Source organism: Pseudoalteromonas sp. SG43-1 (assembly GCF_014164415.1).
GTDB classification, from domain to species: Bacteria; Pseudomonadota; Gammaproteobacteria; order Enterobacterales; family Alteromonadaceae; genus Pseudoalteromonas; species Pseudoalteromonas distincta.
This window is the reverse complement of the sequence record NZ_JACJFD010000001.1, coordinates 146,151-160,070: the sequence shown is the minus strand read 5'-3', so window position 1 is coordinate 160,070 and position 13,920 is coordinate 146,151. Positions and strand designations below refer to the sequence as shown.

The window sequence follows — 13,920 nt, the reverse complement described above, 5'->3', positions numbered from 1 at the left end:
AATTATGAAAGTTGAATTTTTTGGTGTTAGAGGCTCGATGCCTTCAGCTGGAAGTAATACACACATTTTTGGGGGAAATACCTCATGTGTGTACATTGAACAAAACAACGGTAAAGATCTTATTTTAGACTCTGGTACCGGTATTGTAGAACTCGGTACACGTTTACTAGAAACACAAAGTCCTATCAATATTTTGCTAACGCACAATCATTGGGATCATATTCAAGGGTTTCCTTTTTTTAAACCTATCTACCAGCCCAACCGCAATATAACCATTGTAGCTGGCAACGTTGATGATAAAAAAAGCCAAGATGCCATATTAAAGCAAATGAGTGGTTCGTACTTTCCTGTGTGTTATCAGGATTTACCTGCCAATATTACGCTTAATACTGATTTATCGTCTCAAAAGCAATTTACACTTAACGGTTTTTTGGTTTCTACTGCTCCACTGAATCACCCTGGTGGCGGTACTGCTTATTGCATTAAAGCAGATGAAAAAAAGATAGCTTACGTTACCGACAATGAGCTAAACCCACCAGACAAGCTAAACACAAGTATTTGCGAATGGAGTAATTTTATTGAAGGCGCTGATTTACTAATTCACGATGCTCAATTTATAGATGCAGACTTGCCTCTTAAGCATGGTTGGGGTCATAGCACCATAGATCAGGTTGCTGAGCTTGCTATAAAAGCGAGTATTAAAAATGTGATTATTATTAGCCACGATCCATCAAGAACCGATGAACAGTTAGTCTCTATAGAAAAGTATTTACAGACGCAGTACGCTCAACAGGTAAAAATAGAATGCGGCCGAGAAGGACGAGTTTTTGATTTTTAGTCTATCAAGGAGCGTTGCTCATTAGCTTCTTAAAACCCATTACCTCAAAGCACTTTTTTATTGGCGCTGTTATTACATTATTAATTGCATCAATAGAGTTATTTTCAACTGGGTCGCTTGCAAAGTTAGTTAACCGTGTAGAAGGTATAATATACGACTCTCGATTATTACTGACGCTTTCAGAGACGCCTAGACGCATCGATGAAACCGTTGTAATAATTGATATCGATGAAAAGAGCATGCAAGAACAAGGACGCTTTCCTTGGAGTCGCTCAAAATTAGCAGACCTTGTTACAAAGCTTAGTGATGCAGGTGTTATTGTTATTGCATTCGATATATTTTTTTCTGAACGGGAAGAAAACCCTGTTACAAAAATTATGTCTGAAATTCCTGATTTATCAAAAAAGTACACCATCCCCTTTGCTGAAATTACTAAACAAGTCGATGCAGACACAAAACTAGCAAGCGCATTATCTAAAAATGATACTGTTCTTGGTTTTTTACTAATTGATGAACAACTGACTAATCAAAACTTGCCAGCTAAAAACAGTGTTGTATGGGCAAGCGAAGAACACACTAATTCACAAATAAACCAGTTTCCTGGTGCTATTGTAAATATTCCACAGTTACAAAATGCTGCAACGGGCACCGGCTTTATTAATGCACATATCGACGAAGATGGCTTTATACGTAAAGCAGCTCTTATAAATCGAGTTGGCGATAAGCTTTATCCTTCTTTAGCACTTGAAGTTGCTCGACTTTATACCCTTGCTGAAAACATAGAAACCCGTTCCAATAGGTTAGATGGTATAACCTTATTCGAAGGTATAAAGTTTCAAGATAAGTGGATTCAAACTGATGAGTATGGGCAAATATTAATTCCTTACAAAGGGCGTGCGCATAGCTTCCCCTATTATTCGGCTACCGATATTTTGACCAAAAAAATTGGTTTAGATGAATTAGAAGGCACAGTAGCCTTTATTGGTACTTCCGCCGTAGGGCTTGCTGATTTAAGATCAACACCTGTTGGTTTGCAATACCCGGGTGTGGAGGTTCATGCCAATATATTTGAAGGGTTAATGCACCCAGAGCTACTGCCATCTAAACCTAATTGGTCACAGGGAGCAAGCTTACTCATCATTGCATTGACGGGTTGCGTACTGTCGTTTTTTAGCCACGCTAAGAGCGCACGTTTTATTATTGTTTTGTCTCTTACAGTCACAAGTGTCGTTATATTTTTAAACGTTTATTTATGGTCAGTACAAAAAATTAGTTTACCTTTATTAATGCCTCTTTTACTTATCATTATATTAGCCGGTTATTACATCATTGTAGGCTCTATCGCTGAAATGAAACACAGCCGAAAAATAAAATCTATGTTTGACCAATATGTTCCTCCTGAGCGAATAAACCAAATGATACTTCAAGGTAAAAGTTTATCTCAAAAAAGTGAGCGAAAAAATATGACGGTGTTGTTTGCCGACATTCGTAGTTTCACTTCACTATCAGAAAGTATGTCGCCTCATCAGTTAAGTGAATATTTAAACGAATATCTTACAGCTATTACCAAAATCATATTTGATCATCACGGAACTATTGATAAGTACGTAGGCGATATGGTGATGGCATTTTGGAATGCCCCACTGAAAGATGAAAACCACGCTCGCCATGGTGTTGAAGCCGCGATGTCTATGATCAACGGGTTAACGAAAATAAATCAGTTATTTGCAGAAAACAACCAGCCTGCAATAAAAATAGGTATCGGTTTAAGTACTGGCGACATGAATGTAGGTGATATGGGTTCGGTTTATCGTAAAGCCTATACAGTTCTTGGTGATACTGTTAATTTAGGTGCTCGAGTAGAAAGCTTGACCAAATTTTATGGCGTAGCTATTCTTGTTACAGAAGAGACGATGAAAAAATGCCCTCATATTTCATTTCGTTTAATAGATAAAGTGCAAGTTGTTGGTAAAACAGCCGCTGTACAGTTGTTTGAACCTATAAACTTTACAGATAAGCTCGATGAAGAGCAGTTAAATGAAGTTAAAAAGTCGCAGCAGGCCATGACGCTTTTTTATAATAAAAACTGGCCACAAGCACTTAGATTATTTAAAGAACTACGCAGTACAACCGTATTTAGCCCCAACATTTATGCCATTTTTATTGAACGTATTAAGGGCACTGATTTGCAAACACTAGCTAAGGATTGGAATGGTGCCTTCAAACATACTCAAAAGTAGTAAACATATGCGACAGCACATTAAAGACAAAACAAATCTTCAGCACTTTATCGATATTAGCATTAGACTAACAACCGAAAAAAACTCGTCTAAGTTACTTGATGAAATACTGCAAGTTGTAATGTCGATAGCACATTCTGATGCTGGCAGCATTTACTCTATTACCCCAAACAAACAACTCAAGTTTGAAACGGTAATAAACAAGTCATTAAATCTTTATTTAGGTGGCACGTTAGGTGGTCCTGTTGATTTTCCTAATATAGATCTTTTTATTGATGGCAAACCAAATGACACTGCTATTGTTGCGCATTCTGTTAATACAGGGGAAGTGATTAACATTCCTGACGTGTATGATGCCTTGCCTTTTGATATGAGCGCTGCACGCAAAATGGATGCACGCACGGGTTATCGTTCTGAGTCCATGCTAACAATTCCTTTAAAAGATCATGAAGATGACATTATTGGCGTAATCCAGCTTATAAATGTAAAAGATGCGCAAAATAAAAACATTCCTTTTAGTGAAGAGCTCGTCACTCTAATTCGATCTTTTGCCTCTTTAGGCGCTATTTCGCTAACTAACTCAACACTAATTAAGGGAATGGAAGATCTCTTTTCGACCTTTGCTGAAACAATTGCGATGGCAATAGATGAAAAGTCTCCTCATACCGGTGGCCATTGTAAACGAGTGCCAGCACTCACGTTAATGCTAGCTGATGCCGTTAATGATATAAATATAGGTCCTTTGGCTTCATTTTCGATGACTGAAGCTGACCGACATGAGCTTGATATAGCTGGCTGGTTACATGACTGTGGGAAAATAGCGACCCCCGATCACATCATGGAAAAGTCGACAAAACTAGAAACTATTTTTGATCGAATAAAATATGTAGATGCTAAATTTGAAATAATTAGCCGAGATTTAAAAATAGCGTATCAGCAAAAGATCATCTGTGCGATGAAGCTGCAAAAACCTATCGAAGTTCAACAATTTGAACGCCTACTTGATACCGAGCTTAAACAGTTGGCATTAGACCGTGCATTATTACAGCGTGTTAATGTAGGGGGCGAGTTTTTAGGTGATGCAGAACTTGAGCACATTGAACGCATTGCAAACAAATACCAACTCGTTATTAATGATATTAATACACCACTGCTCTCAGCTGATGAAGTTGAAAACTTAACAATACGAAGAGGCACGCTAACCGAAGCCGAACGTGAAGTAATGAAGCGCCATATGGATGTAACTAAAAATATTTTAGATGCCCTGCCGTTCCCTAAACACTTAAGCAATGTTACTGAATATGCTTTAGGTCATCATGAAAAACTTGACGGTACTGGTTACCCAAGAGGTTTAACCAAAGAGCAAATGTCGGTGCCTGCAAGGTTAATGGCTATTACGGATATTTTTGAAGCGCTATCTGCAGTAGACAGACCCTACAAAAAAGCAAAACCGGTCAGTGAGTGTTTATTTATTTTAGGGTCAATGGTTGCTAAAAACCATCTTGATGGTGATATTTTTGCTATTTTTATTGAGTCAGAGGTTTATAAAAATTATATCAACGAGTATGCAGATCCAGAGCAGCTAGATGAGATAGATTTTGATAATTTACCCGGTTACACACCTATAAGTTAGCACCTATAAGCCATGCCTTTATTCAAAATGCGCTTATTACAGTCTATAACTATTCAAACAAAAAAATGCCACCATACGGTGGCATTTACACACGGGGTTATTTCTACTTATAGAAATCCTTTTACTTTTTATTTGTTTTTTTATGTTGTTTTATTAACAAAAAATATGGCTCCAAAGGTAGCATTTAGTGCTCTGTGTAGCAACAGTAAAAGGTAAAGTTCATATATCTGCCATATTAACGTCATAAAAAAGCGCGAAGTAAATTCGCGCTCATAAACTTAACGGGCGTTATATTTTAATACACACGTACTTTTCTTCTAAGTACTCATCAAGCCCTTGATGGCCGCCTTCTCGGCCTAAACCAGATTGCTTAACACCACCAAATGGCGCTACTGGGTTTGATATAACACCTTCATTTACGCCGACCATACCAAATTCAAGCCCTTCACTAACTCGGTAAATTTGCTTAATATTTTGGCTGTAAAAATAGGCTGCTAGGCCAAATGGTACATCGTTAGCAAGTGCAAGCACTTCACTTTCTTCATCAAAAGGAATAACCGTTAATACCGGACCAAATACCTCTTCGTGATAAATATCCATTTCTGTGGTGACATTGTTTACTATTAATGGATTTTGAAAGCTGCCACCTAAGTCACTATTATCGCCAATCAGCGTCGCGCCTTTATCGAGTGCGTCTTGTACTAACTGCTGTACTTTCTCTTTGGCTTTAGGGTAAATAAGCGGACCAATATCAACCCCGTCTTCAAAACCATTTGCCACTTTTAATGCTGCAACCTTAGGCGTGATTTTTGAAAGTACTTTGTCGAGAATATTACGTTGTATAAAAATACGGTTTGCAGCAACACATGCCTGCCCACTGTTTCTAAATTTAGCCGCCATTAGCCCTTCAACAGCTTCATCTAAGTCGGCATTATCAAAAATAATAAAAGGTGCATTACCGCCAAGCTCCATCGAGGTGCGTTTAATTGTGTCTGCACATTGCGATAGCAACTGCTTACCAACACCGGTAGAACCGGTAAATGTAAACTTACGCACGACTTCTGAGTCAGTCAGCATTTTACCTACTGTTTTGGCATCTTGAGAAACCAGTACATTAAATGCACCTTTAACAAAACCAGCTTGATCGGCTAGATGAGCAAGTGCGATAGCACAAAGTGGCGTGTGTTCAGAAGGTTTAAGTATAAAGCTACAGCCCGCAGCGTAAGCTGGCGCTACTTTACGAGTAACCATAGCAATAGGAAAGTTCCACGGCGTTATACCAGCTACAACACCGACAGGCTGCTTAAAGCTAGTTAAACGATGCGAGTCATCTGTTGGCGGAATTACATCTCCGTAACTACGTTTGGCTTCTTCTGCAAACCATTTGATAAAACCTGCACCGTAATCAATCTCACCAAGAGATTCTTTGAGTGGTTTGCCTTGCTCTTTGGTCATTAGCTCTGCAAGTGTTTGCTTGTGTTTTATTACTAGCTCATACCAGCGCATCAAGGTTTCGCTTCGCTCAGTGGCATTTGTCGTTTTTAACTTAACAAAAGCCCCTTGAGCTGCGGTTATTGCGCTATTTACACCCTGCTCGTCAATATCGCTTACTTCAACAATACTTTTTTCGGTAGCGGGATCGTTGACGCTAAAGCGCGTATCGGTTTTATAAAATTCGCCGTTAATAAATGAGTCAGAAAAAATAAGATTACTCAAAATAAACCTCCAAAATTACGTTTTAAGGTGTTAGCTTTTAATGCGTGACATAGAGCCAAGGCTAACATTTTAGGATCTTTGCTCACGTGAGAAGCGCAGCTTCTATATTTATAACCTAGAGTTAAAACACATAACGCCAGCAAGCTTTGCGTCTACAAAATAACATAAGAGCTTTGCTTGTCACGCCTACAATTCACAAACAAAAAAGCCGCTGTATCAAACAGCGGCTTTTAATATATACATCGTTAAAAACTAGTGCTCTTCATTAACGATATTGAGATTGTACTTAGGTATTTCAACCACTAGGTCTTCATCTCTTATAATTGCTTGGCAACCAAGGCGTGACTCAGGCTCTAAGCCCCATGCTTTATCTAGCATGTCGTCTTCTAGCTCATCACTTTCTTCAAGTGAGTCAAATCCTTCACGAATCACTAAGTGACACGTAGTACATGCACAAGACTTTTCACAAGCATGCGCAATGCTAATACCATTTTTAAGCGCAGCGTCGAGTACCGTTTGACCTGTAGGAGCTTCAATTGCAGCGCCGTCAGGACATAATTCAGGATGTGGAAGAAAAACAATTTGTGGCATTCTAATCTCTCTTAAATGTTGTCTACTGACTGCCCTGTAAGGGCCTTTTTAATTGATGCATCCATTCTACGCGATGCAAAGTCGCTACTCGCATTATCGACTTTTTCGATAGCTGCTTTAATTTCGCCAGGCTCTTGTGCATTTTCGCGCACTTTTACCAGTTCTGCAATTTCAGCGCGTAAGTTAGCTAGTTGCATATCGTCAAGTAATGCACCATCGGCTTCAAGTGATGCGTTAAGCGCTTCTATTACGCGCAACGCTTCTACTTGTTGCTCTTTAAGCATACGCGCTTGCATGTCGCCTTTAGCGTTGCTCATTGATTCTTTTAGCATGTTAGCTACTTGGTCATCAGATAAACCAAACGAAGGCTTAACTTGAATCTCAGCTTGTACACCTGTTGATTTTTCCATAGCTGAAACACTTAATAGGCCATCAGCATCAACTTTAAAGGTTACACGAATATGCGCAGCGCCTGCCGCCATTGGTGGAATACCTTTTAAGCTAAACTTAGCAAGCGATCGACAATCATCAACAAGCTCACGCTCACCTTGCAGCACATGTAATGACATTGCTGTTTGACCGTCTTTAAACGTTGTAAATTCTTGTGCGCGTGCTACCGGAATCGTTGTATTACGCGGAATGATTTTTTCAACCAAACCACCCATCGTTTCAAGGCCTAGCGATAACGGTAATACATCAAGCAATAACATGTCAGAATCGGGCTTATTGCCAATTAACACGTCGGCTTGAAGCGCGGCACCTAAGGCTACAACACGATCAGGATCGATTGAAGTTAGCGGCTCTTTATCAAAAAAGCTTTGTACTTGGCTACGTACCAATGGCATACGGGTTGAACCGCCTACCATAATAACTTGCAGCACTTCTTCATTTTCAATGCCAGCATCTTTTACAGCACGACGACACGAGCGCAGCGTTTTTTTAATTAGTGGCATAGCCATTTCATCAAACGTTTCGCGCGTTACTTCAACGGTGTATTTTTGATCGTCAAACTCAAGGCCCACGTTTACTTTAGCGTATTGGCTTAATGCTTCTTTACACGCTTTTGCTTTATTGATAAATAAACGTAAAACTGAAGGTGATAATGCTGACACACCTGTTTGCTGCTTAAAGTAATCAACAAGGAGCGAATCAAAGTCATCGCCGCCGAGGCTAGAGTCGCCACCGGTTGCCATTACTTCAAACACACCTTGGTGTAATCTAAGTACTGATATATCAAACGTACCACCACCTAAATCGTAAACTGCAATAATACCTTCTTGACCTGAATCTAAACCATAAGCAACCGCTGCTGCTGTTGGCTCATTTAATAAACGTAGTACGTTAATACCAGCAAGCTCTGCGGCATCTTTAGTACTTTGGCGCTGCGCGTCATCAAAGTACGCTGGTACTGTAATTACAGCCCCTAAAATTTCTTGGTTGCCAAAACTTTGCTCAGCTCGTGCTTTTAATGCGGCTAAAATATGGCTTGATGCCTTAATTGGACTAATTTTACCTGCCGCAGTTTCTATTGCTAGCGCACCATTGTGCTCACAAAATTCATACGGTAGTTGGCCATAACTTTGCTCTATTTCAGCCTGAGTTTTACCTAAAAAACGCTTAACCGAAATAAGTGTGTTAGCAGGGTCTTGCGTTGCTGCTTGTGCAGCTTCTGCGCCAACAGTAATACCGCCTGCTTGATAACGAACAACCGACGGTAACATAGCCGCGCCAAGATCATCAGTTAACGTGCGGGCTTCGCCACTTTGCACTGTTGCAACTAAAGAATTAGTTGTACCAAGGTCAATACCAATTGCTAGTTTATGTTCGTGTGGTGCCGCGCTTTGCCCCGGCTCAGCAATTTGCAATAATGCCATAATGCTCTTTAAACTCGTGTTGCTCGCTTTGCAGCAAGTAATTAATCGTCAAATAAACTGTCTTCGATACGCTCTAGTTCTTCACGTAACTTATAAACAAACTTCAGTTTACGAATATTATCTGCGGCAAGTTGATATTGCTGCTCATCGTTACTTGCTAATTGCTCAGCAAGTTGTGCACTGTATTGCGCGTTTAATTGCTTAATTTGTTTTTCAAAATTTACAATGGCGGTATCAGGATCGCTAGCTGATGTTAGCTCTTCAAGTTCTTCGCGAAGTTCCATTTGCTGCATTAAAAACATTGGATCTTGCAAGGTTTGCTGCTCTGCACGAATATCAACGCCTAGCTCGCTCAACATATATTCAGCACGTTTTACTGGGTGCTTTAATGTTTGTAGCGCATCGTTAATTTCGGCGGTACTTTGCACAGCCATTAACTTATCGCGGCTGCTCGCATTCGCGTGGCGATCGGGATGTACAGTACGCTGTAATTCCAAGTAGTGCTTGTTAACCGTTGCTAAATCAATATTGTAATCAACGGGGACTGCAAATAATTCAAAGTAACGCATAACTTCAACCAATAATATTCAGAAATAACAAAGCCCTACATTAACTGGCAGGGCTTATTTATACTACAAAGATATTTAAAGCTTAAACGGTAAAGCTTTCGCCACAACCACACTCATCTGCTTGATTCGGGTTATTAAATTTAAACCCTTCATTTAAGCCTTCTTTAGTGTAGTCGAGCTCTGTGCCATCGATGTAAACTAAGCTTTTAGCGTCAACAATTAATGTGACACCTTTAGCCGCAAAAGTTTCATCGTCTTCGTTTAAATCGTCAACAAACTCAAGTACATAAGCAAGACCTGAACAGCCCGTCGTTTTAATGCCAACGCGCAGGCCTAAACCTTTACCGCGGTTTGCTAAAAATGATTGTACGCGGTTTGCTGCCGCATCTGTCAATGTCACTGCCATGAGTTTCTCTTCTTACTTCGCTTGTTTGCTTTTGTAGTCTGCAATTGCTGCTTGAATTGCGTCTTCGGCTAAAATTGAACAGTGAATTTTCACTGGTGGCAACTCAAGCTCTGCACTGATGTCAGTGTTTTTAATTGTCGCTGCTTCGTCTAGCGTTTTGCCTTTAACCCACTCTGTTACAAGTGAAGATGAAGCAATTGCGCTACCACAACCGTAGGTTTTGAATTTTGCATCTTCAATAACGCCAGTGGCAGATACTTTAATTTGCAGTTTCATTACGTCACCACATGCTGGTGCGCCTACCATACCCGTTGCCACTGACGGATCGTTCTTATCTAGAGTACCTACGTTACGTGGGTTTTCTACGTGGTCGATTACTTTATCACTATAAGCCATTATTCTATCCTCATTACCTGCTAGGGTATGTGCTCACACTATTAGTGGTGAGCCCATTCAACTGAATCTAAATCAATACCTTCTTGATGCATCTCCCAAAGTGGAGACATCTCACGTAGGCGACCGATAGAGTTTTTCATTAATTCGACGGTGTAATCAATCTCTTCTTCGGTAGTAAAGCGACCAATACTAAAACGAATTGAGCTATGTGCTAATTCGTCGTTACGGCCAAGTGCACGTAATACATAAGAAGGCTCTAAGCTTGCAGATGTACAGGCTGAACCTGACGATACTGCAATGTCTTTTACTGCCATAAGTAACGACTCACCTTCAACAAAGTTAAAGCTGATGTTTACAATACCCGGTACTGATTGGTCTTGTGTGCCGTTAAAGTATACTTCGTCCATATCAGCCATAATGCCGTCAATTAAACGATTACGTAAGGCGCTGATGTGTGCGTGATCTTTTTCGAAATCTTGCTTAGCAATTTTAAACGCAGTACCCATACCCACTAATTGGTGAGTTGCTAGTGTACCAGAGCGCATACCGCGTTCATGTCCGCCACCGTGCATTTGCGCTTCAAGGCGAGCACGTGGTTTACGACGAACGTAAAGTGCACCAACACCTTTAGGGCCATACACTTTATGTGCAGAGAACGACATAAAATCAACTTTAAGCTGTTGCACGTCGATTAATACTTTGCCCGCGCTTTGCGCTGCATCTACGTGGAACATAATTTTACGTTCGCGACACATTTCGCCAATAGTCGCGATATCTTGAATCACACCTAGCTCGTTATTAACGTGCATGATGCTTACAAGTACTGTGTCGTCACGCATTGTGTCGGCAAGTTTTTGTAAATCAAGTAGGCCGTTTTCTTCAACGTCCATGTAAGTTACTTCAAAACCTTGGCGCTCAAGCTCACGACATGTGTCGATTACAGCTTTATGCTCAGTTTTAGCGGTAATAACGTGCTTACCTTTTTTCTTGTAAAACTGTGCTGCACCTTTAATAGCAAGGTTATTTGATTCTGTTGCACCCGATGTGAAAACAATTTCACGTGGGTCTGCATTAATTAAATCAGCAATATCTGTACGCGCTTGGTCAACAGCTTCTTCTGCTTGCCAACCAAAACGGTGTGAGCGTGACGCAGGATTACCAAACTTACCGTCCATTGTCAGGCACTGCATCATTTCTTTAGCAACACGTTCATCAACAGGCGTGGTCGCTGCGTAATCTAAATAAATCGGTAACTTCATTTCTCTCTCCGCTGCAGGTCAACCTTAAAGTTGACAGCTTACTTGAATGTTTTCCAACTGCTTAATTGCATTATTGATACTGTTATCTTGGCGCGATGCTATTTCTTTCACATCTGATTTTTCCACCAATTCAGCAAGGGTAATATTATTCAAAAATTCTTCTATGCGTGCGCTTAAGTCTGACCACAAATTATGTGTTAAACAACGCATACCACTCTGACAGCCGGTATCGGCACCTTGGCAACGTGTTGCATCGACCGATTCGTCTACGGCGCTAATAATATCGCCAACAGAGATAACGCCCGCTTCACGCCCTAGTAAATAACCACCACCAGGTCCACGAACAGAACTTACTAGGCCATTTTTACGTAAACGAGCAAATAATTGTTCAAGGTAAGACAAAGAAATTTCTTGTCTTTGTGAAATATCAGCAAGGGCTACAGGACCTACACCTGTGTGTAGTGCAACATCCAGCATAGCTGTAACGGCATATCTGCCTTTTGATGTTAACTTCATAACGCCCCCTGCACAAAAGAGTGCAAATTTTAATTACCAGAGTAAATTAGTCAAGTATTATCACTTGATAAAAATTTGATTTATAAACTCTTACTTTTTAAATTGTAGAGTTAACAAACTTTCAATACTTGACCTCTTTGGTCAAGTATTACAGCCATTGTAATTACCTGAGTATTTTAGTCAAGTATTAGCTAGTTATTTACCCATTGGTTTTTATAACTAATAGCTATACCTAAGTTACTTAGGGATAGACTTATTAATTGAGGTGAGAATACCGCGTAAAATATTCATTTCGGCATCTTCAGGGTGAGCTCGGTTAAATAAACGACGTAATTTAGTCATAACTAAACCAGGGTGCTGTTTGATAATAAAGCCTGTTTTGAAAAGCGTCTCTTCAAGGTGCTCATAAAACAGCTCTGTTTGTTTTGAGCTTGGGTAAACAGCATCGTCTTCTTCAACCTTTTTAGGTTGTTGATTTAAAAACGCCATACGTGTTTCGTAACTAAGTGTTTGTACGGCCATAGCTAAATTAAGCGAGCTGTACTCTGGATTAGCAGGAATACATACGTGGTAATTACAAAGCTGTAATTCTTCATTAGTTAAGCCGCTGTTTTCACGACCAAATACTAGCGCTACAGGACCATTTACAGCTTCAGCAACGAGTTTTTCACCACATTCACGTGGTTCAACCATTGGCCACGAAAGCGTACGAGAACGCGCACTTGTGCCAATTGTTAATGTACAGTCAGCGATAGCTTCTTCAACAGTACCTACAATAACTGCATTGCCTAAAACATCAGTTGCGCCTGCAGCTAAAGCACTTGCTTGGCTGTCTATTTCACAAGCAGGATCAACTAAATAAAGCTTTGATAAACCCATGGTTTTCATGGCGCGAGCCGCCGAACCAATATTGCCCGAATGTGACGTGTTAACTAAAACAATGCGAATATCATCTAAGATCATTACTGTGCTACTTTGCTATGCCAAAAAATTGCGCAAATTCTAACATGAAAATGTAATAAGATCCTAGATTCAAAAGGCTAGATCCTAAGATCCAAGCCAATATAACGATTCTTACATGGGTAAATTCTAGGGATATACCACCAATTTGTTTTGATGTTTAAACCATTGCCGCCTTTACATAAACATCAAAACGGTTCTTTTTGGTTTTGATTTGCATACTTGGGGTTTTTTCGTTTAAGAATGGCGCGTAATCGGGGCGTTTTACAACGACACGCTTACTGGCAAGTGGATAGGCAAAATCAAGTAGGTCGTCTGCGTCGTTGTCTGCACCAACTAGCTCTTGAAATACGCGCATTTCTTTTTTAACTAATGCTGATTTTTCGCGATGCGGAAACATGGGATCTAAATAAACAACATCGGGCATGCTTTCGCACTGAGAGAGCAAGGTATGGCTTGAGCCAAATATTAGGCTCATGTTTTCTTTCATCCACACACCAATTTCAATATCGCTATAAGCTCGCTTTAACCCATCGTATAAAAGGGCTGCAACAACCGGATGACGTTCATGTAATATAACTTTGCACCCTAGCGAGGCAAGTACAAAGCCGTCTCGCCCAAGGCCTGCGGTAGCATCAAGTACAACAGGCGTTGCACCTTTATTTAAGCCAACTGCTTTGGCAATAGCTTGCCCTTTACCACCGCCAAACTTGCGCCTATGGGCGGCAGCACCGGTTACAAAATCAACGTTAATTGCACCTAGTTTAGGCTCATCGGTTTTAAATAGGCTTAATCCTTTATCATCGTAATGTAAGCTAAAGCCACAGCAATTTTGCGCCCATTGGGCTAAACCAAAGCGTGTTTCTAATTCATTTAAATAAGGACGTAACTCTTTAAAAGCACACTGAATAACCACAATAAA

The 13,920-nt window shown here is 40.2% G+C and carries 13 protein-coding genes; 3 read left to right on the top strand and 10 right to left on the bottom strand.

Features of this window, described 5'->3' with window-relative positions:
- Positions 1–4: 4 nt before the first annotated feature.
- From H5159_RS00660 to H5159_RS00650, 3 genes are read left to right on the top strand one after another with little or no spacing between them, the layout of a single operon-like run.
- Complete coding sequence (locus tag H5159_RS00660; protein ID WP_182736306.1) at positions 5–838, top strand: MBL fold metallo-hydrolase; 834 nt, start codon at positions 5–7, stop codon at positions 836–838.
- 14 nt (positions 839–852) lie between these two features.
- A complete protein-coding gene (locus H5159_RS00655; protein WP_182779506.1) occupies positions 853–3,078 on the top strand; it encodes a CHASE2 domain-containing protein in 2,226 nt (741 codons plus the stop codon).
- The gene (locus tag H5159_RS00650) at positions 3,050–4,711 is read left to right on the top strand and encodes an HD family phosphohydrolase (protein WP_182779505.1); all 1,662 of its coding nucleotides are present in this window, start codon (positions 3,050–3,052) and stop codon (positions 4,709–4,711) included. Before H5159_RS00655 ends, H5159_RS00650 begins: the two co-directional genes overlap by 29 nt.
- Before the next feature lie 288 nt (positions 4,712–4,999).
- Here the strand turns inward: H5159_RS00650 and H5159_RS00645 are convergent, their stop codons facing one another.
- From H5159_RS00645 to H5159_RS00600, 10 genes are all read right to left on the bottom strand, one after another.
- Positions 5,000–6,427, bottom strand: a complete 1,428-nt coding sequence (locus tag H5159_RS00645; RefSeq protein WP_182779504.1) for an NAD-dependent succinate-semialdehyde dehydrogenase — start codon at positions 6,425–6,427, stop codon at positions 5,000–5,002.
- Positions 6,428–6,679: 252 nt separating this feature from the next.
- Positions 6,680–7,018, bottom strand: coding sequence for an ISC system 2Fe-2S type ferredoxin (fdx, locus tag H5159_RS00640; protein ID WP_002958430.1), 339 nt, complete (start codon positions 7,016–7,018; stop codon positions 6,680–6,682).
- Positions 7,019–7,029: 11 nt separating this feature from the next.
- A complete protein-coding gene (gene hscA / locus H5159_RS00635) occupies positions 7,030–8,892 on the bottom strand; it encodes a Fe-S protein assembly chaperone HscA (protein WP_002958429.1) in 1,863 nt (620 codons plus the stop codon).
- Positions 8,893–8,933: 41 nt separating this feature from the next.
- Positions 8,934–9,461 (bottom strand): co-chaperone HscB, encoded by a 528-nt coding sequence (gene hscB / locus H5159_RS00630; RefSeq protein ID WP_024597117.1) that lies wholly within the window; start codon positions 9,459–9,461, stop codon positions 8,934–8,936.
- An 82-nt stretch (positions 9,462–9,543) separates the two neighbouring features.
- Positions 9,544–9,867, bottom strand: coding sequence for an iron-sulfur cluster assembly protein IscA (iscA, locus tag H5159_RS00625; protein WP_002958427.1), 324 nt, complete (start codon positions 9,865–9,867; stop codon positions 9,544–9,546).
- Between the two features lie 12 nt (positions 9,868–9,879).
- Complete coding sequence (gene iscU / locus H5159_RS00620) at positions 9,880–10,263, bottom strand: Fe-S cluster assembly scaffold IscU (RefSeq protein WP_002958426.1); 384 nt, start codon at positions 10,261–10,263, stop codon at positions 9,880–9,882.
- Positions 10,264–10,304: 41 nt separating this feature from the next.
- Positions 10,305–11,522: an IscS subfamily cysteine desulfurase gene (locus H5159_RS00615; RefSeq protein WP_002958425.1), complete on the bottom strand. Its 1,218-nt coding sequence runs from the start codon at positions 11,520–11,522 to the stop codon at positions 10,305–10,307.
- Between the two features lie 24 nt (positions 11,523–11,546).
- A complete protein-coding gene (gene iscR, locus H5159_RS00610) occupies positions 11,547–12,038 on the bottom strand; it encodes a Fe-S cluster assembly transcriptional regulator IscR (RefSeq protein WP_002958424.1) in 492 nt (163 codons plus the stop codon).
- A 237-nt stretch (positions 12,039–12,275) separates the two neighbouring features.
- On the bottom strand, positions 12,276–13,001 hold the full coding sequence (gene trmJ / locus H5159_RS00605) for a tRNA (cytosine(32)/uridine(32)-2'-O)-methyltransferase TrmJ (RefSeq protein WP_002958423.1): 726 nt from the start codon (positions 12,999–13,001) through the stop codon (positions 12,276–12,278).
- A 157-nt stretch (positions 13,002–13,158) separates the two neighbouring features.
- Positions 13,159–13,914 (bottom strand): class I SAM-dependent methyltransferase, encoded by a 756-nt coding sequence (locus H5159_RS00600; RefSeq protein ID WP_182694804.1) that lies wholly within the window; start codon positions 13,912–13,914, stop codon positions 13,159–13,161.
- Between the last annotated feature and the right edge of the window lie 6 nt (positions 13,915–13,920).